This is a genomic window from Methanoregula sp. (assembly GCF_028712425.1).
GTDB lineage: Archaea > Halobacteriota > Methanomicrobia > Methanomicrobiales > Methanospirillaceae > Methanoregula.
In genome coordinates this window covers 38,548-63,882 of record NZ_JAQTQD010000009.1, presented here as the reverse complement: position 1 = coordinate 63,882, position 25,335 = coordinate 38,548, and the positions used below count along the sequence as shown (strand labels likewise).

Below are 25,335 nucleotides of genomic sequence, written 5' to 3'. Positions count from 1 at the left end.
AGATACAATGCCGCACCTTGCCGTACTTATTCCAACGAAGAACCGGCCTGAATTGCTGAGACGGGCTCTCGGTTCGATCGCCAAGCAGACAAAGCAACCGGATACCATCCTTGTTGTTAGCGATTGTGATAGCAATCACGAGAACCAGACACGGGATGTGGTTCATGAAGCATCCAGTATCCTTCCCGAGATTCATTTTATTAAGAACAAGAGGACGGACAATCTCTCCGGGGCAATAAACACCGGTCTGTATTCCTGCATACAGGCAGGTGTTGTTCCGGAATCGACCTGGATTGCGATTCTTGACGATGATGATGAGTGGTCTCCCGGGTATCTCGCGGAATGCCTGAAAACAGCCGAATCACAAGGCTGTGATGTTGTTGTCTCCGGTCTCATCCGCCACGAAAGAACCGGAGACAGCGGAATCCCTCTTACGATCCCTGATACACTGTTAGCGCACGATTTTCTCATCCGGAATCCCCATGTCCAGGGCTCCAATCTCTTCGTGAGGTTCTCGACCCTTCTTCATGCCGGGGGATTTGATGAAGCGCTGGAAAGCACAACAGACCGGGATGTCTGCATACGGCTGCTCGATCTCGATACCTGCCGCATCGGATTTGTGAGAAAACATCTGGTGCATCACTGGGCGATTCCCGATACAAACCGGTTATCGGAGCCCGGATCCCCCCGGAAAAAACAGGGCCTTGCGGGATTCTACAATAAATACGCCCCGAGAATGACCGAACCGGAGCGTGAGGCATTCCGGCAGCGGGCCCGGGACCTTTTTGGATGTACTATCGAGGAATCCCAACGACGGTTTGGAGGTAGTCTGCCGGATTGCATTCATAAATCCCCAGATGCGCCTGTCGTATCGCAAATCCCTGTTGTCATCGGGTTCATTGCAACACGGATGAGCTCCACGCAACACCTGCTTGACGATCTTGTGGAGTTTTTCAAAAACTCTTCCGCTCAACGGCGGGTGATCGTCTGCGATAACACGCCATCCACGCCAGACCTCGACCGACTCCTCGATTCGGAAAACTACCGGTCGCTGAACTGTGTGTGTATCAGCAGCAGAACCATTGATGAAGAGTGCGACAAGGGAACATTCGGATCCTATCTGCAGGATGAAGAGCAGCGAAAAGGGATCTCATCGGGAAGAACCGTCCTTCACCATTACCTCTACAAGGAGGCACGGCAGATACCGGGTTCTGTGGTCTGGATCCTCGATGACGATATCCGTCTTGAGTATCTGACAACGGATAATGAAATTGTGAAACTCTCCCTTGCGGATCTGCAGAATACCATCGGCCGGTTACGCAGTGAGGGGATCAGTATTGCCGTTGGGAAAATCACCGGGGATGCACCGCTCCCGGTCCAAAGCACAATGCGGGTTCAACTGCTCGATCTCTTCTTCGCGCTGAAAGAGCAGGAGCGTATGATCGCATCGGATGCTACAGTGTCGGCCTATCCCGTCTCTCAAACACGGAATTCAATCGCTGAGCTCAGCAGAGCATTTCCCGATTATTACTATGATTATTCCAGTGAGCATGCGGCCCACCTCGAACTGCCGGTCCCTCCGTTCAAAGGCAGGGATAGTATCCGGAAGATCCCCGCCATCGGTTATGGCAGGAACCTGACCCGGCCCGTCGCCGTTCCGCATCACTCGACCTGTGGCGGATCGCTATCAGGTTCCCGATCAATAATCCCGCGAGGTGGTAATACCCTTGTGCTCAATCCGGTATGCCTGCGGGAATTTCCCAACATCTCTCCCAGGATCGGGAGGCTGAATGCCCGTCGCGGGGATACCTTCTGGTGTATTCTCAATAATCGGGTTCGGGCAAACAAGGTAGGGATTTTCCCTCTTGCGGTCAGGCAGGAACGGACCGCTGAAGCGGTGGGTGTCATGAACTTTGATTCCCTGCTTGCTGATTTTTACGGAAGTGCATATGTCCGTGCCATGGACGAGTACTATGAGAAAAAAATTGAAGAGACCGGCTCAATCCCCCGCAGGATCAGACTTTCAATGGAAGAGGGGGATATCGCCCGGGTCTGCACCTCGTTCAATAGCCATCTGACCGGGCGGCTCACCCAATTCGTCATGAACGCATACCGGATTCAGGGACTCATCGGTTCGATTGAAAAGGTGTTGCAGTCTGATTCATTTTCCCAAGGGCAGGGAGCAGAGAATGCCCTCACATTCCTGAAATCACTTAAAGAAATGTATTCGGATAAGAATATCTGGAGCCTGCATCGTGAGGGAATGGCCTGGAATGGGCAGGACCTTCGACGATTCCTCATGCAGTTCAAAGGGCATGTGAAAACCTACCGATCAGCCCTTACAAAGGATGTACTGCCGGCGCAGGTTGATCGGGCAAGGATCATCACTGAAAGAATCGTTCAGAAGAAGATTGTTGATATCACGGCACCTCTGTCCTATGTCGGGCATGGCCACGAAGGAGCCGTTTTCACCGATGGCACGAATGCCTACAAATATTTCTACGCTGGCCGGGCAAATTTTCAGGACGGGCGGCTTGATGTTATCAGGGCCAGGGTCCTGAACAACCCTGCCTTGTGTCATATGTGCCAACTCAAGGAAATCATCGAGGATGAGGGAGAGTTGATTTTTGTCCTCTCCTTTGAAAAGGGAGAGGAATATTCGGGAGGGTACCTGCAGGACATATTCTCCGTTCTTGCAGAATGCCGCGATGCCGGTATTGCATTCACGAATTTCCACCCACGGAATTTTGTTGTCAGTGACGGCACGCTCAAACTTGTGGATATCGGTGATTCGATTGTCCCGTATAATGACAGCGAGTTCCTCCAGATGTGCCGGAGGGCATATCTCATGTACCGATGGCATTTCCGGGCAGACCTCTTTGATGTGATGTCGATCGCGCTCTTCGATGGGAATCTGCCGGAACTGTGCGGATTTGAGTATTTTTACGAATCGACAAAGACAAAAACCAAGAATAATCTTGTCAATGAGCGCATTGTGCGCCTTGTATCGGAGGCAAACCCCTCCAGCATTTTCGACTATGGGTGCGGCCGGGGTTCCATAGCAGAAGCCCTGGCGGAAAAGGGATTTTCGGTTACCGGGTATGATCTGGACCGGACTGTTCTTGCCAGAAACTGTAAAGAGACTGTCAAGGCACACTACATCGGTTCAAAAGAGCTGGCAGTTCTGAAGGAGAAGGAAATAAAATTTGACCGGGTGATCTGCAGCCTGGTTCTCTGTACCATAAGCAACGATTCCGAGGCTGAGGAGGTGCTGCAGGATATCCGGTCGCTGGTTTCTGATGACGGCGAAGCCATTATCGCACTCTGCAACCCCTTCTCATCATTTGTAAAGGAATCTGAAACACATGTGAAACTGGACATCCCGGATGACTCTCATTACCAGGAAACCTTTACCTATCAGAAAAAAATGAGGGAGACCGGTAAAATTCGGACGGAGTGCCACCGGCCATTCTCATGGTACAAGCATCAGATACACCGTCAGGGATTTGAGATTGAAACAATCGAGGAGGTAAGGACGACAGATATCCCGAATCTCTGCCCGTCAAGCGATTTCCTCCTCCTTAAGGTGAAACCGCTTCAACTCCCAAGAGACGAAAAGGTATCGCTCCTCATCCGTGCGGGTGCAATGGAGTGGGAATCCATAGATTTCCAGATCCGCCATATCGTCAATCAACTGGAGGGGCCCCAGAGGTTTTTCGAGAAAATCGTTATTACGGACACTTTCACCGGGCCATTCTCCCGGGAGTATGCCCCGGCAGATGTGGCAGAACTCAAAGTAAGGCTGGAGCGCCTTACAGCCGAAGGTGTCATCGATCGTTTTGTGATAGTCCCGGACGATCCTGCGACCATTGAAGAGACTTATCAAAACTGGTTCGGTATTGCCTGCACAAACCCGCGATGTGAAAACGGACAGCCAACCTTCATGTCATTGTTCGGGGTAGACCAGTGCCAAGGCGATTACATTCTCCAGATGGACAGCGATTGTCTCATCGGACGCAAGGATCGCGATCATGATTATCTTGGGGAGATGATCGATGTTCTCCAGTCAGATCCCATGGCAGTCACGATATCATTCAACATAGCAAAAAACGGGAATGAACCGTATTCTCCAGGTAGGGCCGGGGAAAAGTGGAGGACGGAAGTACGATGCTCGCTTCTCGCCAAAGATCGGCTGGAGGAAGTGCTCCCCCTCCCGAACGGATTGACACATGATGGGACCCTGCAGTATCCCTGGCATAGGGCACTTGATGCCAGACTGGCACAATCGTCATGGCAATCCTATCGCGGAGGAGACTGCCGGACCTTCTTCGTCCATGTTCCCAACGATAAAAAATCCGATATTAATTTCTGGTATAATGTCGTCAGGAGTATCGAGCGAAATCACGTTCCGGAAATCCAGAACAATTCTGTTGATCTCGTGGGCAGACTTGCTGACTGGATTATCCCGCTCGATTCCGAGTATATTTTCATCATCCGTGGAAAGGATGTCCCGGTCTCCAGGATGCGACGCTGCATGGATTCGGTTGCCCGGCAACAGGACCATTGCTTCGGGATTGTCTTCATCGATGCTGGATCGTCCAATCCCATCCCTGAATACATCAGTGAAATCCTGGCCCCTGCACTCGGAGAGGGGGCCCGGGTATTCTTCAACGGGAATTCTCTCACATCTATGGAAAACAACCTCATCGCAATTCGGGATATCTGTTCGAACCCGGAAAGTGTCATCATTACTTTGGATGCCGATGACGCGCTGATAGGGACCGATATTATCGGTCAGCTCAGGAAGGTGTACGATGATGGAGCCGATCTCACCGTCGGGTCCATGATTCGAACCGACAAATGGTGTGATTACAAAGCAATGTTCACGAATCCCCGGGGAGCCCGCGGCGGGAATGTCTGGCAGCACCTGAGATCGTTCAGGAAATTCCTGTTTGATTCGATTCCTGAGTCATACATGAAAATCGGGGATACCTGGATTCCCTATGCAGAAGACTGGGCCTTCATGATTCCCATGGTCGAGATGGCACACCACCCGGTCTTTATCGACAAAAAGTTGTATTTCTATGAACCCACCGGAGAAAAAAATACCGGTACCCGTTTGATGCGCGAGGATATTATCGGTCAGATAATAAGAAAAACCCCGCTTAAGAAAACCGACGGTGTAACGAATGGAGGTTGGGTATGAAAGCTGGCGCCTATGTTCTTGATCTTCTCGATGAGGCCCCCCTTAATGAAAAAACGATTGTCCTTATACGTCATTCAAAAAGGGACTCATTCGGTGGTATTCCCGATCATCTGCGTGATACCATTGGAATTAATCCTGAGGGTGTCCAGATGGCACGGGAATTCGGTAAATCCATCAGGCAGGTTGCTCCCAAAAAACAGTTGCTCCTCGGGCACACTGTCGCAAAACGGTGTGAGATGACAGCCTGCTCAATACAGGAAGGGTTCTCTTCTTTAAATCAGACAAGGGTTCTCGGGTGTGAGCCTGAGATAAAAAGTCCTGTTGTGAACCTGAATAATCTCGTTAAACTGAGAAATGAATTCGGATGGCAGGGACTAATTCAACAATGGCTGCGATCCGAGCTGCCGGAGGATACTATCTGGAATCCCCGGAAGTATACAGACGAGGTATTGGGTAAATTACTGAAGTACCCTGCTGTTCAGCCCGGAGACCTGCTTGTTGTCGTTGCTCACGACATAACATTGTTCCCTTTAGTGTTCACCATATTTGGGAAACATGTCAAGGCCATAGAATTCCTTAACGGCATTGTTCTATCAGTGAATTCTGACAATGCCGAAATTCAGTTTAAAAATGCGGAGTATTCATTCAAAACGGAGCGTAGGATTTCATGAAGGAACAAAAATCAATTGCCGTTATCGGGGATGCAAACATTCGGGAGGATTCAGAAAAGTATCTTCTCGCCGAAAAGATTGGGCGGAGTCTTATTGATAATGGATACCGGTTGGTAACAGGAGGTCTCGGGGGTGTAATGGAAGCGGCATCAAAAGGAGCACGAAACTCCCCTCGTTACAAACATGGTGATATCATCGGAATTCTTCCCGGCAGTGATCCTGGTGATGCGAATGTCTATGTCGATATTTGTATACCTACCGGTCTGGATCTCGCACGAAATCTAATTGTCGCGAATGCGGATGCGGTCATTGCAATTGGCGGGGGGGCCGGTACTCTGGCAGAGATGGCAAATGCCTGGGCTTTAAATCGGCTGATAATTGCGTGTCGGGTTGATGGATGGAGCGGAAAACTTGCCGATCAGAAAATTGACTCTCGGACCCGCTATCCTGATATTCCTGATGACCGTGTTTATGGTGTAACTTCTGATCAGGAAGTTATCCAATGTCTGAAAATGCTACCCCGCTATAACAAACGGCATAAACAAGTGAAAAGAAGAGAATCTGTTTGACCCTTAAATTTTCCGGCTCTCCTGCACCCTCATTCCCTCAAGGGATCCGGAGCAAAGTCGAGGCCTTGGCGGACACCGTGGCGGCATTAGCCTGAAGAATTGTACAGCAGACGAACAACCGGGGCGGGGGGATTCCCTCCCCATATTCCCCCTCCGTCGATAACCCACTCTCCCCACCCCCCTCTCCACGGGGTAAAAATTCCGGCCCCTTGAAGAACCGGTTGGTTCTTCTCAAGCACCGTTTCTGATGAAACGGAGCACGTATCGTGCCCCGTTGTACGAGTTTTGCCTCACCCCCCCATTTTGGCAGAGGCTATGAAAAGGAAAAACACGGTAATTGTTCCGGAACAGATCAAGGTTTTACGACGGGAATTGGTGAGGTAATGTACAGCAACGTTCTGTTGACATCCGGGCGGAGAACACAGGCATCGGATCCCCGAGGCATGAGAGCGGGTGCCCGGACCGGCAGTATGATGCCGGCTCAGTCATGCGCCAGCCTTCGGTGTGCGTGTTCCTTCCACGCATCGTCCGGGTTCTCGTAATCGATCTCGATCCTGGCTTTCCGGAAGATGATCTTGTCCTTATCCGAGGAGATGGTCAGGTAATCGCCGTCTTCGATCCCGAGATCTGTCCGGATTTTTTTCGGAAGGGTAACGAGCCCCTTGGATGATACCTTGACCAGCGTTGTGTCAGGCATTGATGCTCACGACTTAGATTATTGGATTCTTAGATTATCAGCATTGCGGGAACAGAGATAGTACCCGGGAAATAGATGCGGGGGAGTTGTCGCACTCCCGGGCTCCCTACTCCCTCCCGCAGCCCGATCGCACTGGTGAAAAAAAGGAAAAGCCGGTCAGGGGAACCTGACGATCTCGTTGTTCTCCGGCAGCATGTTCTGCCGGGGGACCGGAGTTTTCAGATATTCCGCGAATTCTCCCATCTCTGACCAGAGTTGTGTCATGGTATAGCCGGGGCTGGCCTGCCGTTCTATGGCCCGGTTGATGTGGACCCCGCCCTGGGAATCGAACGAGCGGAACACGTGGGGATATCCCTCTGCACCCAGGAATGACGGCGTGTCCGTCACGACCTGGAAATGGAGGTGCGGGATATCGGAGTTCCCGCTGTTACCCATGAGACCGATCACCTGCCCTTCCTTGACAACATCGCCGGGTTTCACCCGGACGGACCCGTTCACCATGTGGGCATAGCATGCGTATTTCTTGTTCCCGACATCGATGATCACGAAGTTTCCGGCAGCAGTGTCAAGGGTTGCCGGCGGGGCCGAGTAGATCGTCTCGATATCCGGCAGGCCATCCAGGGCTGCGACAACCGTCCCGTCCGCCCCGGCATAGAGTTCCTTCCCGAACCCGAAATAGTTACGGGCAAGCGTGAAATTGCCCTTCGCGGCCGCTCCTGTTACCGGGTCCAGAAGGATCCAGTCCTGGGCGTACCGCTGGGGAACCCGGGTCACGCCGCCTATCGTGATCTGGGCAGAGAAGTGGTGGGTGAAGGGCGATGTTGTCTCCATGGCCATCCAGCCCGGGCCGGACATCGGGGCCCCGATGACAACCGGTGCAGCATCTTTACGCACAGCAACTTCACCGCCGGTGACTGTCTCCGGAGGCAGGCCGGAAGCCGAACGGTTCAGGGTGACCCGGTGGACAAGCCGGTCCGGTACGGCATCCGGCTTAACGACAAACCAGACAGATACGCGGGGCATGGGAACTTTTCCCGTCCCATCCTGGAGCTCCGCGGGTGTCGGGGGTGGGACGGCAGCCGGGTGGTAGAGCGCAGCAAGCAGGTCCCCGTCTGCAGTGAAAAGGACAGTTTTGGTAGCAGCATCGAACACTTCTACCTTTTCGACAACTGGCACCCTGCCATCTGCCGGGACGAGTTCGAGTTCATAGGCAAGCTGCATCCCGCTCCCGGCAGGGACCGGGACCGGTGCAAACGGAACGGTCATGTTCAGGGCCGTGGCCGTGGATCCTGAAGCGGGAGCCGGCTGGGTACAACCTGCAACGAGGATTGCAGTCAGTGCGAGCATGAGGATAAGGAGCTGGAGTTTCGCTGACATGGTATGACAGGGAGTGATTCGTATTCCGGACCATAAAATGATCCCCTTGTGTCAGGCATGGGCGATCACAACCAGGATTACTAAAATTGTATGAACCTTCGATTATCCGTCTGGGAAAAACCGTGCCCGGTATATGAGTAGGGGGATGCAGCAGGGGATTGAAACGGAGCCCCCTGGTACCCGATTGAGTCGCTAAATCCTTTCAGTACGCCGGAAAAACCGGAAAAAATTTCAAAAAAATTTTCAAACGCGATCGTTTTTTTCCGGTTTTACCCTGCCCGACCCCCCTTTTCAGGTAGGCAAAAAACACCATAATTTCCTGTGGAATCTGCGACGTAAGGATGCCCAATAAACCCTCCATGCGAAGCCAAGGGGGGTCGGGCAGGGGAAGGTTTTCATTCCGGATTATTTTCGCGCTGAAAATTTTTCAAACCGGAAAAAAATCAAAAAAATCTGAACAGGATCGCACTGCGAGCGGCCAACCGCATTCATGATCTCCAAAAATGCGATTGAACGGATCCACCCTGTTGGAGAACGCATGAAAAAAGGAAATCGCCTGTCACGTATCCTGAAGCACAAGATACATCCCAGTCAGAGCGGCGAGGACGGCCACCAGGTTCACGATGGCAAGACTGTCAGCGTTCAGGCCGGCCTGGCCAAGATAGTCGAACAGGGCAAACAGGAGGAACGTCACTCCAAAGAGGTACCCGTAGGACTTCTTCTTTGTATAGCCCACATACAATCCAAGGACACAGATGACCAGCTCAAGGAGCATGGCAACCGGGGTTACAACCAGTGATAGTGCCATGATGATCCATAACCCTGATTATGGTATAAAAAGATTCGCTGGTCTCGCAGAACCGAGAGGTGATTACCCGCTCTGGTGCTTCTTCCACCGCACGTGTGCCAGCGTTGACATCCCGGAAATAACGACCTCGTGCCCCTCTGCACGGATCATCGGTGCGATATAGTCCTCAATCGTTTTCTTCTGTGCCGGTGTTGCCGCCCCGAACCGTTTTGTAAAAAATGCCATCATCTCGTCCCGGCTTAAAAACCGGTACTCCTTTCCCATCGGCATCATCGTCACGTCCGGGAAGATCCCCATCTGGCTCAGGACGCCAAAGAGGCAGTCGGCCTTCGGCCCCGGGTAATACTGCCGGCCGTGCAGCGGCATCCAGAGGTCGGAGTTCATCCGTTCCCAGAAGGGCATATCGGCAAACCAGAAGAGGTGGACCGAGCCCGAGGAAGCGGCATCCATCTTCGCGAGCGCTTCGCGGATGTCGTGCATGGTCAGCGAGAGCGACGCGATGACGATGTCGTACGGGGGCGCGAGGTCGCGGGCAGGATCGACCTCTTCCCAGGTCTTCTGCACGCACGCGATATTCCGGATCCCGTCCCGTTCAGCATGCTTTTTTAAGACTTCGACCATCCCGGCGCCGGGCTCTACCGCCGTCACATCGCGGACGAGCGGGGCAAGGGGCAGGGCGAGGATCCCCGGGCCGGCACCGATGTCGAGCACCCGGGCATTTCGGGAGAGCGGGAGGAAGGCGATCGTCCTCTGCACCCGGTCATCGTACTCGCTCCGGGCGTTTGCATCGTACCGTTCCGCGTTCTCTTTCTTGTCCCAGTTATGGGAAGGATCGCCCTCAATTTTCGAGGTCTCCTGCAGGCGCTGCCGCTCTTTCCAGATCTCGTTCCAGTCAGGGTCAGACACCGCCGGTTGCATAGCATACCGTAGTGTGCCGAAAGAAAAAAAGGTTCAGGTGATGCCACTCACTCGTGCCGGAGCGCATCGATGGGGTTTAAGTTTGCTGCCTGCCATGCCGGGTAGAGCCCGCAGGCAAGGCAGACCACGATACCGAAACCAACGCCCCCGGCAATTGACGACACGGTCGAGAGGGTCCAGAGGTATTTCGTTGACTGGAGCATCAGGGCGCTGATGCCGTAGCCGGCGATGAGGCTGAGGATTCCCCCGACAACGCTGCCGATGACCCCGATGATGGCAGCCTCGTACACGAACATGCTCATCACCTCTTTCTTCTGGGTGCCGATGCTCCGCATGATCCCGATCTCCTTGATCCGCTCGTTGACCGACATCATCATGATGTTGAAGATCGAGACCCCGGCAACGATCATCGAGATCCCGCCGATTGCTGTGACGAACGAGGTGATCGCACCAAACGTCTCGTAGATGGTGGCAAGGGTTGCCTTGCTGTCAATGACCATCACGACCTTGTCCCGCTTGTTCATCTGTTTCTCGATGATGGTCTTGACATTGGCGGTGTCCTGGTCGCGTTTTACCTTGACCACGATCTGGTCATAATATTTCCCGGTATTGTAGGTCCCTTCGAACCAGTCCTGGGTGGCGATGACGGCGTTGTCCGTGCTGATATCGAAACTCATGCCCCGTTCCTTGATGATACCGGTGACGCGGAGCGTTCCTTTCGAACCGTCCGTCCCCATCGAGATCCGCGATCCCACCTTGATGTTGTTGTCCTTGGCAAACGCGGACCCGACAAGGCACCCGGAATTGGCATTGCTGAGGCTTCCTGCTGTCAGCTCGAAGTTGAGGTCCTTGAGGTGCTGGGGATCGACCCCGTACACGGATGCAACAATGTAGTCCTTGCTCACCCCGACTTTCATGCGTTCCGAAGAAGAGTGGACCGGTATCGCAACGCCCGGTGCAACCACCCGTTTGATCTGCTGGAACTGCTGGTCGGTTATCTTCAGGTTTTCGGAGCTCCCGCTTCCCCCACCGAATCCCCCGCCTCCTCCGGTATACGGGTACACGATGACGCTGTCGCCTACCGATGAGAGGCTGTCGGAGACCATGGAGACCATGCTGTTGCCGAGGATCCCCATCGAGGCAATGGCAACAACCCCGATCACGATGCCGAGCATGGCAAGGGTTGACCGGAGGAAGTGGATCCGAATGTTTCTCTTTGCGATCTCCCAGAAGATCATGAGACGATCCTCCCGTCGGAGATCCGGATGGTCCGCCGCGAATAATCGGCGATGTTCTGGTCATGGGTGACCATGATAATGGTTGTCCCGTTCCGGTTGAGTTCGGTCATCAGCTCCATGATGCCGGCACCGGTCTTCGAGTCGAGGTTGCCAGTCGGTTCATCGCAGAGGAGGATGTCGGGGTTGTTGATGAGCGCCCGGGCAATGGCCACGCGCTGCTGCTGGCCGCCGGAGAGTTCCGTGGGCGTGTGGGTGAAGAGTTTCTCATCCAGCTGGACGGCGCGGAGCACGTCCTTTCCCCGCTCCGGGTCCACACCCCTCCCGCTCTTCAGCATCATGGGGAACGTGACGTTCTCGATGATATTTAAGAGCGGGAAGAGGTTGAAGTACTGGAAGATAAACCCGATCCGGTCCCGTCGCAGGGCAGTGAGTTCCGTGTCCGCCATGTCCCGGATGCGGGTGCCGCTGATCCAGATGTCCCCTTCCGTGGGCGTGTCAAGGCACCCCATGAGGTTGAGGAGCGTGGACTTGCCGGACCCGGAGGGGCCCATGATGGAGATGAACTCGCCCCGGTCCACCTGGAACGAGACACCGTCCAGTGCCCGGACGTCCCCGGCCGGGAGGGGGTACACCTTGGCCACGTCCGAGAAGACCATGACCGGCTGGTCGTCTTCTGTTGTCGTCACTGTTTCTTCTTCCTGAGGTAGAAGTACCATCCGCCGACAAAGATTGCGACGACGACAAGTGCTGCGATGATGGGGACGAGCGGCGGGCCGTTGTCCTTCACGGCGGCGAGCCTGCCGTTGGGAACAGTGATGTCCTGGACCGAGGTGTAGATGTTCCCGTCGTTGTCCTTGAACGAGATCTGGACAGGGACGCTTTCAACGGTGCCATCGGTCGAGAACGTGATCTCGAAGCTCCCGAAATCGTCCGGCTTGAGCGCCTGGACAACATAGGTCTTGTACGGGTCTTCAGGGATCGCCGGTGGGAGGGCAGTCACCATGACGGCATTTGCCGTCTCGAGCCCTGCATTGGTCACGTCACCCGTTACCCGGTAGCTCATCCCCTCCGGCGTCACCTGGATGTTGCTCATGACCGGGTCTGCCTGTTTCTTGTCATGCCCGAACGTGATGGGGATCTCCAGGGTCACGTCATGGGGGTTGTCGCCGTTGTTGTAGGTCAGGTGGAGGATGAGCGTGGTCTCCTGGTCCGGGGTGATGGAGACATTGACCGGGATTTTTGCCGCAGCTGCAAGGTCGCCGATAAATATCCGTTCAGGGTTTGCCGTTATACCGGCACCGGTTGCAGTGAGGATGACATTTCTCACATTGTTCTTCCGCGGGTTTGCCACCTGCAGATCGATTGTCTTCTTCTTCCCCTGCGTGAAGGCATCGGGCTTGTCGACAACCGTCAGTTCAAGGGGCGTGTTGTCGATCTGGAGCAGCGTCTTATGATTGAGGTCGGAATCGTACAGGCTGACGGAAAAGGTCGGATAGTAATCTCCCGCAGCCCCATTAGCCACGATGGAGAAGGTGAACGGCCGGGTCTGGAGCGGGCCGAGTGTTGAGGTAGTATCGTAGTTGCCGCTCAGCAGGGAGAAGGTGCTGTCCCGGAAGATCGCGTGGTTCAGCTTGATGCTGGTGTTGGCGTTGCCGTTGGTGATCTTGTAGGTTACAGTCCCTTTATCCCCGGTAAAAAAGGTCCCGGGTTCGAAGACCGTCTCGGCAACATAGACCTTTCCGGTGTAGTAGGTTCCGGAGACCGGGTCTTCGTTGATATTCGTGTACGCTCCGCTGGCAACACCGACTGCCAGGCTTACCAGCAGGGCGACAAAGAGTGAGGTGATGATCTGGCTGATTCTCATTTACGATACTCCAAGCGTATAAATCATGTAGAAGATCCAGGCAATGACCGGAATGCCAACGCAGATGGCGGCGTCCCGTACCGCCAGTTTTCGTGCGTTCTGGATGCCGAAGATCCAGATGTTCGCGCTCCAGAGGAGGAAGACAATGGTGACAAGGGCTGAGATCTGGGTCAGCTCCACCATGGCCGGGTCTTTCATGAGTGATGCTGTTACCTGTTGCACTGCCGCCGGGTCCTGCATCATGGCGGAGGTAATCTTCGGGACAACGATCTTCGGCACGTACTCGATTGCTGCTATGAGGGTAATGACGGTGCCGATAACCTGGGGGAGGTAGCCGTACCCGATGACCATTAAGGTACCGGAAAAACTGCCGGATCCCTTGAATACCATGGATATGCCAAACATGAGAGCAGCCCAGATGATCCAGAAGATGAAGACTCCGAGGAATGCACCGATTACGGATGACAAAAGGACAATCGTGTCAAGCCCGGCCATGGCGCCCCCCATCATCTGCGCAGTTACCCCGCCAATCAGGTACCCGTACGCCGCGGCGGTAATGCCCCCGGCAAGGAGGATGAGCAGCGGCAGGGTCATACGCTCTTTTTCTATATCAAGACCCGAAAAGAACTGGCCGGGTCGGAAGAGGATGTCAATAATAGAATGTGTCATGCTTCACCTGTACTGTTTGTGCTAAGAATGGTTTAACTATAATCCTTGAAATATTTCCGTCAACACTTCAATGTTGACAGAGATATGCTTTTTGATCTGTTTCCCGGATGCTCCTGAATTATTCCGCTCGCAGGCACCTGCCTGAACAGGCGATCTGCAAGAGCAGGAAGAACGTGGTATTACCGTTAGTGTGATCTCCATAACTCTTTTCCGGTGGATTTTTTTTAATTCCGTCAGTGAATGGAATTCCCGACCGCGTTTTCTGAGGAAATTGTTGTACACTTCTAACATTTTCTCCCAATGTTATATATTTCTAACACAAAGAAGAAAAATCTCCCTGGTTACAATTCAAGCTCCCGAACCCCATCGCACTTAATAATGCTCCAATAAACAAAATTGTACCATAATGTATATATTTGTACACGACAACCACTGTACTATGCAGACAAAGATACTGCTCGATGAAGAGCAGATGCCCAGACGGTGGTACAATGTCCAGGCGGACCTGCCCACTCCCCTCGACCCGCCGCTCCACCCGGCCACGCATAAGCCGGTTGGACCCGATGACCTGAAAGCGATCTTCCCGATGGAACTGATCAAACAGGAAGTGAGTACAGACCGGTATATCGATATTCCGGGAGAGGTGCAGGACGTGCTCCGGCTCTGGAGGCCAAGTCCCCTGTACCGGGCCTTCCGGCTGGAGAAGTATCTCAAGACCCCGGCAAAGATCTATTACAAGTGGGAAGGGGTCAGCCCGGCCGGGAGCCACAAGACCAACACCTCGGTGCCGCAGGCCTACTATAACATGAAGGCCGGGATTGAGCGGATTGCGACCGAGACCGGTGCAGGGCAATGGGGTTCCGCTTTGGCTTTCGCCACGATGCTCTACGATCTCGAGTGCACGGTCTACATGGTCAGGTCGAGCTACACCCAGAAGCCTTACCGCAAGTCCATGATGCAGGTCTGGGGAGCGGAGTGCATCCCGAGCCCGAGCATGAAGACAAACTCCGGCAAAGCAGTGCTTGAAAAGGATCCCGAGACTCCCGGTGCCCTGGGCATCGCGATCTCCGAGGCGGTCGAGGACGCGGCAACCCACGACAACACCAACTACGCGCTCGGGTCGGTGCTGAACCATGTCTGCCTCCACCAGACGATCATCGGGCAGGAGTGCCGCGAACAGCTCGCGATGGTGGATGACTATCCCGATGTCGTTATCGGCTGCGTTGGCGGCGGATCGAACTTCGGCGGTATCGGCTTCCCGTTCGCGGGCGACAAGATGACCGGGAAGCACAAGGACGTCGACATCATCGGGGTCGAACCAGCATCATGCCCGACACTGACAAAAGGCGCGTTTATGTATGACTTCGGTGATGTTGCAGGTTTAACACCGCTCCTGAAGATGTTCACGCTCGGCCATGACTTCGTACCGCCGTCTATCCATGCCGGGGGCCTTCGCTATCATGGAGATTCCCCGATTGTATCCCGCCTGGTACACGATGGCGTGATGCGGGCGATCTCCTGCCACCAGAGCGAGGCGTTCGAGGCAGGTCAGATATTCTCGCGTACCGAAGGGATCATCGTTGCACCGGAGACCTCCCATGCAGTGAGGTGTGCCATCGATGAGGCTATCAAGTGTAAAAAGACCGGTGAGGAGAAGACCATCCTCTTCAACTGCTCCGGGCATGGCAACTTCGATATGTCGGCTTACGATGCATACTATGCCGGCCAGCTGGTAGACTACGAGTACCCGGACGAATTGATCAAAGAGGCTATCGGCCGGATCCCCAAGATTCAATAATCCCGGGACCATCACCTTTTTTCATGAAACGGATCGGCTTCATCGTCAACCCGGTTGCCGGGATGGGCGGGTCGGTGGGGCTGAAGGGCACCGACGGGAACGTGGAGGAGGCAAAGCGGCGCGGGGCCGTACCGCATGCCGGGGAGCGGGCACAGCGGGCACTTGAACAATTACACGGGAAAAAAGATCTCGCTTTTCTAACCTGTGCCGGGGCTATGGGAGAGGCCGTCCTTACTGCCTCGGGCCTGGAGAATTACGAAATAGTGTACACGCCGGGGAGTGACACAACATCTGATGATACCCGGGCCGCTGCAAAAGCATTCCTGAAAACCGGGGTCGATCTCATCCTCTTCTGCGGGGGCGACGGCACAGCCCGCGATATCTTCTCGGTTGCCGGTCGGGATGTACCGATGCTCGGCATCCCGGCGGGAGTGAAGATGTACTCCGGGGTCTTTGCCGTAAATCCCGACGCTGCCGCGGAACTCGTTGCAGGACTTGACAAGGCTGCCCTGCGGGATTCCGAGGTCATGGACGTTGACGAAGAGGCGTACCGGGCAGGGACGCTGGACACACGGCTGTTCGGAATTGCCCGGACTCCCGTGATCCGCGGGATGGTCGCGGTCTCAAAACAGGTGTACGAGCAGCCGGACGAGGAACGGACAAAAAGGGAGATCGCCCAGTTCATGCAGGAGGTGATGCTGCCGGGGGCTCTCTACATCATCGGGGCAGGGACAACAACGGATGCGATCGTGCGCTACCTGGGGCATCAAAAGACCCTGCTTGGTGTTGATGTGGTCAGGAACGGGAGGCTCATTGTATCTGATGCTGATGAGCAGGTCCTCCTCCGCCTGACAGAACGCGAGAAGGACGTGCGGATCATCATCAGCCCCATCGGTGCACAGGGATTCATCCTGGGCAGGGGCAACCAGCAGATCAGCCCCGCGATCGTGCGGCGGGCGGGGGTCGGGCATGTCATTGTTGTCGCAACACCGCACAAGCTGCAGGACATTCCCGAGTTGCTGGTGGATTCCGGTGACCCGGCGCTTGACCGGGAGTTCGGGGACTCGATCCAGGTGATCTGCGGGTACCGTATCGCCCAGCGGAAGAAGGTCCGCCAGCAGGGACAGGACTAACTTTCAAATTCCGGCCCGGTCAATTGTGGCTTACTGGTTTTTAGCGGATAATAAAAGGGAAAAGAAATGGGGCAGTGTTACCCGAGCGGGGCAACGGTTTTCTTGTACATCTCGTTGAGCACCTGCGCAAGGCCGGCGTAGATTGCCAGGAACCCGCAGAGGATGCCCTCGTACCCGGCGATCCTTGTGATGGTCTCGCTCCCCGTTGCATCGCCAAGCGCGAGCAGGAAGAACAGGATCGCAAGTGTTGCGAAGACTGCCTGCAAAGCCCGGTTGGCCCTGAGCGTACCAATGAACATGACGGCAGTGAAAAGCCCCCACATGAAGAGGTATGCCGCCATCGCACTTTTCGAAGTGGCCTCGGCAAGCCCCATCTTCGGCAGGATGAGGAGGGCGACGAGTGTCATCCAGAACAGCCCGTATGATGTGAAGGCTGTTGCGCCGAATGTGTTGTTCTTTTTCCACTCCTCGATACCCGCGATGATCTGTGCCAGCCCCCCGTAGAAGATGCCCATCGCGAGGATCATGGATCCCAACGCGAAGAACCCGGCATTGTGCAGGTTCAAAAGCACGGTTGTCATGCCAAAACCCAGGAGCCCGAGGGGTGCCGGGTTTGCCGTGATATCAAGGTTTTTGACCTGTGTTACTACTTCATTTGACATAGATGACCTCCTTTATTGCGAGTTGTCCGACCTTCAGTGCATACGTGTTTTTATTCCTCCAGCGTCGAGATGTCTCCCGGGTCCATTCCCATTTCCTGTGCCTTCAGGACGCGGCGCATGATCTTGCCGCTGCGCGTCTTGGGCAGCTTGTCCACGAAGTCGATCTCGTGGGGCATGGCGATCGGCCCGAGCGTTGTCCGGACATGGTGCAGGAGATCCTGCTTGAGCCGGTCGCTGGGCGCGTTCCCTACCCGGAGGATGACGAATGCCTTGATCGAGTTCCCTTTCACGACATCGGGTTTCCCGATGACCGCGGCCTCGGCAACGGCATTGTGGGAGACGAGCGCGCTCTCGACCTCGGCAGTGCCGATGTTGTGACCTGAGACAATGATGATGTCGTCGGACCTCCCGAGGATCATGATATAGCCATCGTCACTCTTCACCGCAAGGTCGCCGACCGCATATACCCCGGGGATGGTCTCCCAGTACTTGCGGTACCGTTCGTCGTCCTTGTAGACCGTGCGCAGCATGGCGGGCCACGGCGATTTGATGACCAGCAGCCCTCCGGTGCCGGGTTTGACGGGCTTGCCATCCTTGTCCACGACATCCGCTTCCACCCCCGGGATGGGTTTCCCGGCAAATCCCGGGTGCATGGTCTCACCGATCATCGTCGTGATCATATGCATGCCGGTCTCCGTCTGCCACCAGGTGTCTACGATCGGCGTCCGTGATTTCCCGATGACCCGGTAGTACCACTCGAAGGCTTCGGGATTCAGGGGTTCTCCGACAGAACCGATGATGCGCAGTGAGCTCAGGTCATACTTGTTCGGCCAGGACTCCCCCATCTTCATGAACATCCGGATGGCTGTTGGCGCCGTGTAGAAGATGGTGATCTTCTGCTCCTCGACCAGGTTCCAGAAGCTCCCGGCATCCGGGTAGTCTGGTGTCAGCTCGGTGATGAACACGGTTGCGCCGACGGCAAGGGGGCCGTACACGATATAGCTGTGGCCGGTGATCCAGCCGGGATCGGCCGTGCACCAGAAGGTGTCGTTGTCCTTGATGTCGAAGATGTACTTGCTCGTGTAGTAGGTGCCGACCATATACCCGCCGCAGGTGTGGACAATCCCCTTGGGCTTGCCGGTCGAACCGCTCGTGTACAGGATGAAGAACCGGTCCTCGGCATCCATCTCCTCGGGCGGGCAGACATCCGGCATCCCCTCCATCATCTCGTAGAAGTCCATCTCCTTCTCGTGGAGGTCGACCTTGGGCTCACGGCGCCTGAGGACGACAACGTTCTCGACCGTAGGTGCATTGATGATCGCCTCGTCAACGATCGCCTTGAGCTGGATCGCCTTGCCGCGGCGGATCGTGATGTCTGCCGTGATGACAACCTTTGCGTCGGCATCCTTGATGCGCATATTGAGCGCCGCAGCACCGAATCCTCCGAACACGACGCTGTGGACTGCGCCGATCCGGGCACAGGCCAGCATGGCAATGACCTGTTCCGGGACGAGCGGCATGTAGATGCAGACCGTGTCACCTTTCTTCACTCCGATTTTTTTTAATGCATTGGCAAACCGTGCAACCTGCGAGAGGAGTTTCTGGTACGTGAATATCTGCTCGCTGCCCCCTTCGCCTTTCCAGATCAGGGCGACCTTGTTGCGCCTGCTGTTGTGGACGTGGCGGTCAAGACAGTTTGCGGATACATTCAGCCGGGCCCCGGTGAACCACTTTGCATAGGGGTAGTTCCACTCCTTTACCTTGTCCCACGGCTTAATCCAGTCAAGCTCCTTTGCCATCTTCTCCCAGAACGCATCAGGGTTTGCCAGAAACTCATTGTACACTTTCTGGTAATCTCCCATCCATGCATTTTTCCTGTACTGTGGGTCGGGAGTGTATGATTTCACGTCCTCGACAAGCCTGACATCGAAATCTTCTGTCATGTGCCACCTATTTTACATTATTAATCATGACTAACATCCTATTTATATCTTGTCGAATGTTTGTTCGACGAAAGCCGATTTACCGAAATCCCGGATTTCGAAAAGAAGACCGCTGGCGCGAGTATAAGAAGGGTTATCTATCCGGATTTTTCAATATAAGATCGATGCTGAAAAAATTCAAGGGATGTGTACTGGGCGCGGCAATCGGCGATGCGCTTGGCATGCCCAATGAAAGTGCATCCCCCAACCTGAACAAAATGCAGTACGGGTACCGCCGCCCGTACAAAGGCCACCCCAACGAAGGGCTGAATGCGGGACAATATACCGATGACACTCAGCTGATGATCCTTGTCGGGACGCTCATTGCCGACCGGAAATTCACCGAGGACCGGTACGCACATGCCCTGAGGGAACTCTATCTCAGGGGAGCCCTCCGGTTTCCGGACGGGTCCATCTCTGCTGCCTGCGAACGGATGGCAAACGAGGATATCCCGCAGAAAGGTGTCAAGTCCACAACCTCGGGGTGCCTTGCGGCAGGAATACCCTTTGCCCTCGGTTTCCCGGATATGAACGAGGCCTGTGAGCGGGCGGTCCGGGCCTGCAACATTACCCACTCCCACCCGGCAGCCCATGCTGCCATCTCCACGTTCGTCACCCTCCTCTACCATGCCCTCAATGAATCCCCGGACCCCGTGGAGCGTGCCGTCCAGAAAGCTTTGGCAGAAGACGAGGTTTTGGGCGGCAAGATCCGCAACGCCCTCAACCTGGAGCGGGACGGGATGGAGACCGAGACCGCACTCTTAAAGATCGGGAACGATGTCTCGGTGTACCAGACTCTCCCTATCGCGTTCTTCCTTATCAGCCGGTATACCCATCCCCCCGACCTTTTGACTGTCTCCGCCAACACCGGCGGCAACACCGATACCATCGCCATGATCTGCGGGGCCTATCTCGGTGCAGCAAAAGGTATGGATGCTTTACCGGAAGACCTTGTCAAGGGGCTCGAGGATCGCGACAGGATCGGGCTCCTCGGGCAGCGGCTCTATAACCTGTATATGCACAAAACGGCCTGATACGATCAGTGCATATCTTTTTTACAGCCCCCTCCCCGGTTTTAACAAGCCTTAAGTTTTGCCGTTCGGATAGTACTGGCATGAAAGTTGCGATTGTCGGAGCATCCGGGTATGCCGGGGGGGAGCTGGTCCGGCTCCTTTTCCACCATTCTGCCGCAGAAGTCACCTGCGTCACGTCACGCAAGCTGGCAGGAACACCTCTTGACCAGATCCATCCCCAGCTGAAAGGGCTCACCGATCTCACGTTTACGAATCCCGAGACCGATGCCATTGACGCCGACGTGGCATTCCTCGCCGTCCCGCATACGGCGGGGATGACCTATGCCGGCAAACTCCTCTCCCGCGGCATAAAAGTCGTGGACCTGAGCGCGGACTACCGCCTGCCCAAAGAGGTCTTCGAGAAGGTGTACGGTGTCCCCCACACCGACTTTTTCAAGGCCCCGTATGGCATCCCCGAGATCCACCGGAAGGACAGCATCAACGCAAAGTTCGTCTCGAACCCCGGCTGCTTCCCGACTGGCGCAACGCTTGCCGCAGCGCCCCTGGCAAAGCTTGCCCACGCCGTAATCTTCGATTCCAAGACCGGCGTGAGCGGGGCGGGCGACAATCCCTCCGCAACAACACATTATCCCAACGTGGGCGACAATGTCGGGCCCTACAAGTGGACGAGTCACCGGCACCTCGCAGAGATGAAGCAGGAGATGGCGTTCCTCGGCTCGAAGGCAAACGTGTATTTCACCCCTCATCTTGTCCCCGTCAACCGGGGTATCCTGACAACGGCGCATATTCTCTTAAACGAGCCAATGGAGCAAAAAGAGGTGGAGAAGCTCTACCGCGACTTCTACAAGAACGAGTACTTTGTCCGGTACCAGAAACCCATCCTTGCCGCAGTCCGGGGCAGCAACTTCTGCGACGTGATGGTCGAGAGCGAGGGGACGCGGGTTGTTGCCTGCTCCGCAATCGACAACCTGGTCAAAGGGGCAAGCGGCCAGGCGATCCAGAACATGAACCTGATGTGCGGATTCAAGGAAAATGACGGCCTGACCGGCGCCGGGATGCTTCCGTAAGGGAGGTCAAGAGATGTCATACCAGAGTATCTGCGCAGTCCCCGGGGTAAACGCCTGGGGCATGAAGGAAGGAAAGTACGGCCTTGCACTCATCGAAGCAGAAGGAACAGCGGCGGGCGTCTTCACTGAGAACCTGGTGAAGGCAGCCCCGATCCAGCTGATGCGGAAGCAGATCAAGGCCGGAAAACTCGAGGCCGTCATTGTCAACAGCGGGTGTGCCAATGCGTACACAGGCAAACGCGGCTACGCGGACGCCGTGACCATGACGGAATATGCCGGGGAAGTGCTTGGCAAGAAACCGTCTCGGATCGGCGTTGCGAGCACCGGCGTTATCGGGCGGTATCTCGATCTCCCCCTTATCCAACACCAGTGCGAGGAAGTTGCGCCGAAGATCAACCGTACCGAGGAGGCAGAGATTATGGCAGCCCGGGCGATCATGACCACTGACACCTTCCCCAAGTACGCTCTCGTGGAGAAAGAAGGTTTCTCGGTCGGGGGGATCTGCAAGGGGAGCGGGATGATCGCGCCGAACATGGGGACCATGCTCGCCTTCCTCTACACCGATGCGAAGGTCGATGCAGAGCAGCTCAAAAGCGCCCTGAAGCAGGCAACCCGGCGGTCGTTCAACCGTGTTGTCGTCGATGGTGACACGAGCACGAACGATATCGCCCTCTGCACAGCCACCGGTGAGGCCGGAAAGGTCGGCGCAAAGGAGTTCTCGGGAGCGCTCGAAGAATGCTGCCGGATACTGGCCGAACAGATCGCCCGCGATGGCGAAGGTGCCTCCAAGCTGCTCCAGATCACCGTTACGGGAGCCAGGAAGGAAGATGAAGCAGAGAAAGTCGCCCGCACAGTCATCGAGTCGCCGCTCGTCAAGACCGCGGTCTATGGCGAAGATCCCAACTGGGGCCGCGTGGTGGCCGCAGCTGGTCGGGCCGACGTGAAGTTCGATCCGGACGCGATCTCGCTCTGGATCAGCGATGGCGGTAAAAAGCAGCACCCGCTGGTGAAATCCGGCGAGATCATCGCGGATCTCGCTGCCGCGAAGAACGCGATGGGCGGAAAAAAAGTGGTCTTCATCCTCGACCTTGCGGCCGGAAAATCAGAGGCGACCGCGTGGGGCTGCGACCTCACCGAAAAATACGTAGAGATCAACGGGAAGTATACAACATGAAGCGCGAAGATGTCCTCATGGAGGCGCTGCCCTACATCCAGCAGTTCCATAACAAGACGATTGTCATCAAGCTCGGCGGCCATGCCATGGTGGATCCCGTGGTGCTGGAGAACGCGATCCGGGACGCGGTCCTCCTCCATTACGTGGGGATTCGTGTCGTTCTCGTCCATGGCGGCGGGCCGGAGATCAGCGAGAAGATGAAGCAGATGGGCAAGGAGTCTGTCTTTGTCGGCGGCCTCCGGGTGACCGATGCCGAGACGCTGGAGATCGCCCAGATGGTGCTGGTCGGGAAGATCAATGCCAACATAGTATCCCTGATCGCCAAGTGCGGTGCCCGCGGTGTCGGGCTCTCGGGCAGCGACGGGAACATCATCCTGGCGAGGAAGATGGAGCTCCAGAAAGTCGATATCGGTGGCATCCAGAAAGAGGTGGACCTCGGGCATGTCGGCGAGATCGAACAGATCGACCCGGCGCTCCTGAATACCCTCCTTGATACCGGGTATATCCCGGTGATTTCACCGATTGCCATTGACCGGCACGGGGGCAACCTGAACATCAATGCCGATACCGCGGCCGGAGACATCGCGATTGCCCTGAACGCGTACAAGCTCATCAACATGACCGACGTGGACGGTGTGATGGACAAGGGCAGGACAAAGGTCTTCCGGAAACTCACCATCCGCGAGGCAAACGATCTCCAGAAGTCCGGTGCCATTGGCGAGGGTATGATCCCGAAGGTCCAGTCGGTGATGAAAGCGGTGGAGAATGGTGTCAGCTTTGCCCACATCATCAACGGGAACACCGAGCACAACCTTGTCCTCGAACTCTTCACGAATGACGGTGTCGGGACGATGATCTCCCGCTCCTGATTTTTTTAAAAGAGGCATTATTACCAAGTGGAATAGTACAATAGGTTAAGGAATTTGAGTCATGGATAAGGTCATAAAGATCGTCATCGCAGTCTTGGCCCTTGTTGTTGTGGCCAGTGCCGCCCTCATTTTTACCAGCACCGTCGCACTGAACGACAGCGGCATCAGGGCCACGGACACGATATACTTTTTCTATGGAGAAGAATGCGTCTACTGCCATAACGTGATCCCGTTTGTCCAGAATATGAGCAGGAAATACCCGGACGCCGATATCCGGATCCTTGAGGTCTGGCATAACCAGACCAATTATGCCCTGTACCAGAAGGCAAACATCGCCGCAGGGGTAAAGTATGCTTCTGTCCCGCAGGTCATTATCGGCAAAGTCGTCCTCACGGGTGAACCGGAGATCCCGGAGAGATTCGAGGGGCTCATCCAGGAATATCTCAAAAAAAAAACCTGAATAATCCCTCTTCGCCGGGTAACGGTGCCGGTTCCGGCACCCCCCTTTCTTCTCCTGGCGGCGCGATCCGTGCAATTTATTTCTTTGGCGAGGAATGCCCGCATTGCGAAAATGTGAAGCCTGTTCTTGCATCCCTCCGGCAGAAATACCCGGAGCTCGATGTCGAGGAACTGGAGATCTGGCATAACCAGACCAACCTGCAAACGTTTGCGGCGATGAGCCGGCAGTACGGGCTGAAGAACGCGGGGATCCCGCTCGTCGTGATCGGCAACACGGTGCTGGCGGGCGATGCACAAATCATTGCACATCTTGAAGAACGGATCCTTCTTGAAAAGGAGCAGCATCTCTCATGCACTACCCCTCCCGTTAAGACGGCTCCGGAACCGGCCTGCACGGAGCCCACTGCACTGACACCCCAGATGGTGGTTCTCCCGGCCCTCATCGACAGCCTCAATCCCTGTGCCCTCTCCGTTCTTGTCTTCCTTCTCATCTCCATTGCAGCAGCAGCGAACCGGCGGCGCATCCTCCTCATCGGCGGCTCGTACATCGCAGCAGTCTTCCTCTTCCATCTCCTTATGGGCATCGGGATCTTCTCCTTCGTTACACTTGCCGGGCTCTCAAAGGCCTTCTCGCTTCTCGGTGCAGCGGTTGCCGTAATCCTTGGTGTCATCACCCTCTCGGATGTAATCCGGAACAGGGAGACGTTCTTCCTCTCTGTCTCTGAGTCTGGCAAGGGCCTGATGGCGCAGTATATCCGGCTCGCATCCATTCCCGCAGCGTTCGTGCTCGGCATCCTTGCCGGTCTTCTCGGTTTCTCCTGTACCGGAGGCATCTACATCAGCATTCTTGCCCTGATAAGCCGGAGCCTGACATTCTATGATGGCCTGCCATATCTCCTCCTCTACAATATCATCTTCGTCCTGCCGCTCGTCCTTGTGACACTCCTTGCGGCATATGGCATGTCCATGGAGAAGGCGGACAGCTGGAGGACTGGACACAAGCGCTCCCTCCGGCTTGTCATCGGGCTCGTCCTGGTTGCACTTGGCATCGTCGTATTCCTCGGATGGTTCGGGTAATCCTCCGCCATTTTTCTCATGACAGCAGTTCCGTCTGAAAGAATGCACGACAGGGGGAGCCCG

Annotated in this window: 21 protein-coding genes; 11 read left to right on the top strand and 10 right to left on the bottom strand. The window is 55.4% G+C overall.

The window, feature by feature from the left end:
- The first annotated feature begins 7 nt into the window (after positions 1–7).
- The 3 genes from PHF39_RS06635 to PHF39_RS06625 are packed head-to-tail and all read left to right on the top strand — an operon-like array spanning position 8 to position 6,446.
- Entirely contained in the window at positions 8–5,206 is a 5,199-nt protein-coding gene (locus PHF39_RS06635; protein ID WP_300221933.1) for a glycosyltransferase, read from the top strand.
- Entirely contained in the window at positions 5,203–5,877 is a 675-nt protein-coding gene (locus tag PHF39_RS06630; protein ID WP_300221930.1) for a hypothetical protein, read from the top strand. The genes PHF39_RS06635 and PHF39_RS06630 overlap by 4 nt, the downstream gene beginning before the upstream one ends.
- Entirely contained in the window at positions 5,874–6,446 is a 573-nt protein-coding gene (locus PHF39_RS06625; RefSeq protein WP_300221927.1) for a TIGR00725 family protein, read from the top strand. The genes PHF39_RS06630 and PHF39_RS06625 overlap by 4 nt, the downstream gene beginning before the upstream one ends.
- A gap of 481 nt (positions 6,447–6,927) precedes the next feature.
- On the opposite strand, the gene PHF39_RS06620 is transcribed toward PHF39_RS06625, so the two are convergent.
- The 8 genes from PHF39_RS06620 to PHF39_RS06585 form a co-directional block, all read right to left on the bottom strand.
- Positions 6,928–7,143 (bottom strand): AbrB/MazE/SpoVT family DNA-binding domain-containing protein, encoded by a 216-nt coding sequence (locus PHF39_RS06620; RefSeq protein ID WP_300221924.1) that lies wholly within the window; start codon positions 7,141–7,143, stop codon positions 6,928–6,930.
- Between the two features lie 156 nt (positions 7,144–7,299).
- The gene (locus PHF39_RS06615) at positions 7,300–8,520 is read right to left on the bottom strand and encodes a M23 family metallopeptidase (protein ID WP_300221921.1); all 1,221 of its coding nucleotides are present in this window, start codon (positions 8,518–8,520) and stop codon (positions 7,300–7,302) included.
- Between the two features lie 559 nt (positions 8,521–9,079).
- Positions 9,080–9,328 carry a hypothetical protein gene (locus PHF39_RS06610; protein WP_300221919.1) on the bottom strand — a complete coding sequence of 83 codons (249 nt, stop codon included), beginning with the start codon at positions 9,326–9,328 and terminating at the stop codon, positions 9,080–9,082.
- Positions 9,329–9,391: 63 nt separating this feature from the next.
- Positions 9,392–10,246: a class I SAM-dependent methyltransferase gene (locus tag PHF39_RS06605; RefSeq protein ID WP_300221916.1), complete on the bottom strand. Its 855-nt coding sequence runs from the start codon at positions 10,244–10,246 to the stop codon at positions 9,392–9,394.
- A gap of 47 nt (positions 10,247–10,293) precedes the next feature.
- Positions 10,294–11,484 carry an ABC transporter permease gene (locus PHF39_RS06600; RefSeq protein WP_300221913.1) on the bottom strand — a complete coding sequence of 397 codons (1,191 nt, stop codon included), beginning with the start codon at positions 11,482–11,484 and terminating at the stop codon, positions 10,294–10,296.
- Positions 11,481–12,140, bottom strand: a complete 660-nt coding sequence (locus PHF39_RS06595; RefSeq protein WP_300222060.1) for an ABC transporter ATP-binding protein — start codon at positions 12,138–12,140, stop codon at positions 11,481–11,483. Before PHF39_RS06595 ends, PHF39_RS06600 begins: the two co-directional genes overlap by 4 nt.
- Positions 12,141–12,166: 26 nt before the next feature.
- A complete protein-coding gene (locus PHF39_RS06590) occupies positions 12,167–13,348 on the bottom strand; it encodes a hypothetical protein (RefSeq protein ID WP_300221910.1) in 1,182 nt (393 codons plus the stop codon).
- Positions 13,349–14,017 (bottom strand): Yip1 family protein, encoded by a 669-nt coding sequence (locus PHF39_RS06585; protein WP_300221907.1) that lies wholly within the window; start codon positions 14,015–14,017, stop codon positions 13,349–13,351.
- A 439-nt stretch (positions 14,018–14,456) separates the two neighbouring features.
- Here PHF39_RS06585 and PHF39_RS06580 point away from each other — a divergent pair, with 439 nt between their 5' ends.
- Together PHF39_RS06580 and PHF39_RS06575 are read left to right on the top strand one after the other, a co-directional pair.
- Positions 14,457–15,815: a TrpB-like pyridoxal phosphate-dependent enzyme gene (locus PHF39_RS06580; RefSeq protein ID WP_300221905.1), complete on the top strand. Its 1,359-nt coding sequence runs from the start codon at positions 14,457–14,459 to the stop codon at positions 15,813–15,815.
- A gap of 23 nt (positions 15,816–15,838) precedes the next feature.
- Positions 15,839–16,948: an ATP-NAD kinase family protein gene (locus PHF39_RS06575; RefSeq protein WP_300221902.1), complete on the top strand. Its 1,110-nt coding sequence runs from the start codon at positions 15,839–15,841 to the stop codon at positions 16,946–16,948.
- Positions 16,949–17,025: 77 nt separating this feature from the next.
- Here the strand turns inward: PHF39_RS06575 and PHF39_RS06570 are convergent, their stop codons facing one another.
- Entirely contained in the window at positions 17,026–17,610 is a 585-nt protein-coding gene (locus PHF39_RS06570; RefSeq protein WP_300221899.1) for an acetate uptake transporter, read from the bottom strand.
- A gap of 50 nt (positions 17,611–17,660) precedes the next feature.
- Positions 17,661–19,553 (bottom strand): acetate--CoA ligase, encoded by a 1,893-nt coding sequence (gene acs / locus PHF39_RS06565; RefSeq protein WP_300221896.1) that lies wholly within the window; start codon positions 19,551–19,553, stop codon positions 17,661–17,663.
- 164 nt (positions 19,554–19,717) lie between these two features.
- Between acs and PHF39_RS06560 the strand changes: the two genes are divergently transcribed.
- The 6 genes from PHF39_RS06560 to PHF39_RS06535 all read left to right on the top strand — a co-directional run bounded on the left by PHF39_RS06560 (position 19,718) and on the right by PHF39_RS06535 (position 25,272).
- Positions 19,718–20,626 (top strand): ADP-ribosylglycohydrolase family protein, encoded by a 909-nt coding sequence (locus PHF39_RS06560; RefSeq protein WP_300221894.1) that lies wholly within the window; start codon positions 19,718–19,720, stop codon positions 20,624–20,626.
- An 80-nt stretch (positions 20,627–20,706) separates the two neighbouring features.
- Positions 20,707–21,693, top strand: coding sequence for an N-acetyl-gamma-glutamyl-phosphate reductase (argC, locus tag PHF39_RS06555; RefSeq protein ID WP_300221891.1), 987 nt, complete (start codon positions 20,707–20,709; stop codon positions 21,691–21,693).
- 13 nt (positions 21,694–21,706) lie between these two features.
- The gene (gene argJ, locus PHF39_RS06550; protein ID WP_300221888.1) at positions 21,707–22,867 is read left to right on the top strand and encodes a bifunctional glutamate N-acetyltransferase/amino-acid acetyltransferase ArgJ; all 1,161 of its coding nucleotides are present in this window, start codon (positions 21,707–21,709) and stop codon (positions 22,865–22,867) included.
- Complete coding sequence (gene argB / locus PHF39_RS06545; protein WP_300221885.1) at positions 22,864–23,736, top strand: acetylglutamate kinase; 873 nt, start codon at positions 22,864–22,866, stop codon at positions 23,734–23,736. The genes argJ and argB overlap by 4 nt, the downstream gene beginning before the upstream one ends.
- Before the next feature lie 61 nt (positions 23,737–23,797).
- Positions 23,798–24,196 carry a hypothetical protein gene (locus PHF39_RS06540; RefSeq protein ID WP_300221882.1) on the top strand — a complete coding sequence of 133 codons (399 nt, stop codon included), beginning with the start codon at positions 23,798–23,800 and terminating at the stop codon, positions 24,194–24,196.
- A 113-nt stretch (positions 24,197–24,309) separates the two neighbouring features.
- On the top strand, positions 24,310–25,272 hold the full coding sequence (locus PHF39_RS06535; protein WP_300221879.1) for a cytochrome c biogenesis protein CcdA: 963 nt from the start codon (positions 24,310–24,312) through the stop codon (positions 25,270–25,272).
- Positions 25,273–25,335: the final 63 nt, after the last annotated feature.

Bases quoted from the DNA above. Each gene is read 5' to 3' on its own strand.
- PHF39_RS06635 (WP_300221933.1), top strand. From the start codon at position 8: ATGCCGCACCTTGCCGTACTTATTCCAACGAAGAACCGGCCTGAATTG.
- PHF39_RS06630 (WP_300221930.1), top strand. From the start codon at position 5,203: ATGAAAGCTGGCGCCTATGTTCTTGATCTTCTCGATGAGGCCCCCCTT.
- PHF39_RS06625 (WP_300221927.1), top strand. From the start codon at position 5,874: ATGAAGGAACAAAAATCAATTGCCGTTATCGGGGATGCAAACATTCGG.
- PHF39_RS06620 (WP_300221924.1), bottom strand. From the start codon at position 7,143: ATGCCTGACACAACGCTGGTCAAGGTATCATCCAAGGGGCTCGTTACC.
- PHF39_RS06615 (WP_300221921.1), bottom strand. From the start codon at position 8,520: ATGTCAGCGAAACTCCAGCTCCTTATCCTCATGCTCGCACTGACTGCA.
- PHF39_RS06610 (WP_300221919.1), bottom strand. From the start codon at position 9,328: ATGGCACTATCACTGGTTGTAACCCCGGTTGCCATGCTCCTTGAGCTG.
- PHF39_RS06605 (WP_300221916.1), bottom strand. From the start codon at position 10,246: ATGCAACCGGCGGTGTCTGACCCTGACTGGAACGAGATCTGGAAAGAG.
- PHF39_RS06600 (WP_300221913.1), bottom strand. From the start codon at position 11,484: ATGATCTTCTGGGAGATCGCAAAGAGAAACATTCGGATCCACTTCCTC.
- PHF39_RS06595 (WP_300222060.1), bottom strand. From the start codon at position 12,140: ATGGTCTTCTCGGACGTGGCCAAGGTGTACCCCCTCCCGGCCGGGGAC.
- PHF39_RS06590 (WP_300221910.1), bottom strand. From the start codon at position 13,348: ATGAGAATCAGCCAGATCATCACCTCACTCTTTGTCGCCCTGCTGGTA.
- PHF39_RS06585 (WP_300221907.1), bottom strand. From the start codon at position 14,017: ATGACACATTCTATTATTGACATCCTCTTCCGACCCGGCCAGTTCTTT.
- PHF39_RS06580 (WP_300221905.1), top strand. From the start codon at position 14,457: ATGCAGACAAAGATACTGCTCGATGAAGAGCAGATGCCCAGACGGTGG.
- PHF39_RS06575 (WP_300221902.1), top strand. From the start codon at position 15,839: ATGAAACGGATCGGCTTCATCGTCAACCCGGTTGCCGGGATGGGCGGG.
- PHF39_RS06570 (WP_300221899.1), bottom strand. From the start codon at position 17,610: ATGTCAAATGAAGTAGTAACACAGGTCAAAAACCTTGATATCACGGCA.
- acs (WP_300221896.1), bottom strand. From the start codon at position 19,553: ATGACAGAAGATTTCGATGTCAGGCTTGTCGAGGACGTGAAATCATAC.
- PHF39_RS06560 (WP_300221894.1), top strand. From the start codon at position 19,718: ATGCTGAAAAAATTCAAGGGATGTGTACTGGGCGCGGCAATCGGCGAT.
- argC (WP_300221891.1), top strand. From the start codon at position 20,707: ATGAAAGTTGCGATTGTCGGAGCATCCGGGTATGCCGGGGGGGAGCTG.
- argJ (WP_300221888.1), top strand. From the start codon at position 21,707: ATGTCATACCAGAGTATCTGCGCAGTCCCCGGGGTAAACGCCTGGGGC.
- argB (WP_300221885.1), top strand. From the start codon at position 22,864: ATGAAGCGCGAAGATGTCCTCATGGAGGCGCTGCCCTACATCCAGCAG.
- PHF39_RS06540 (WP_300221882.1), top strand. From the start codon at position 23,798: ATGGATAAGGTCATAAAGATCGTCATCGCAGTCTTGGCCCTTGTTGTT.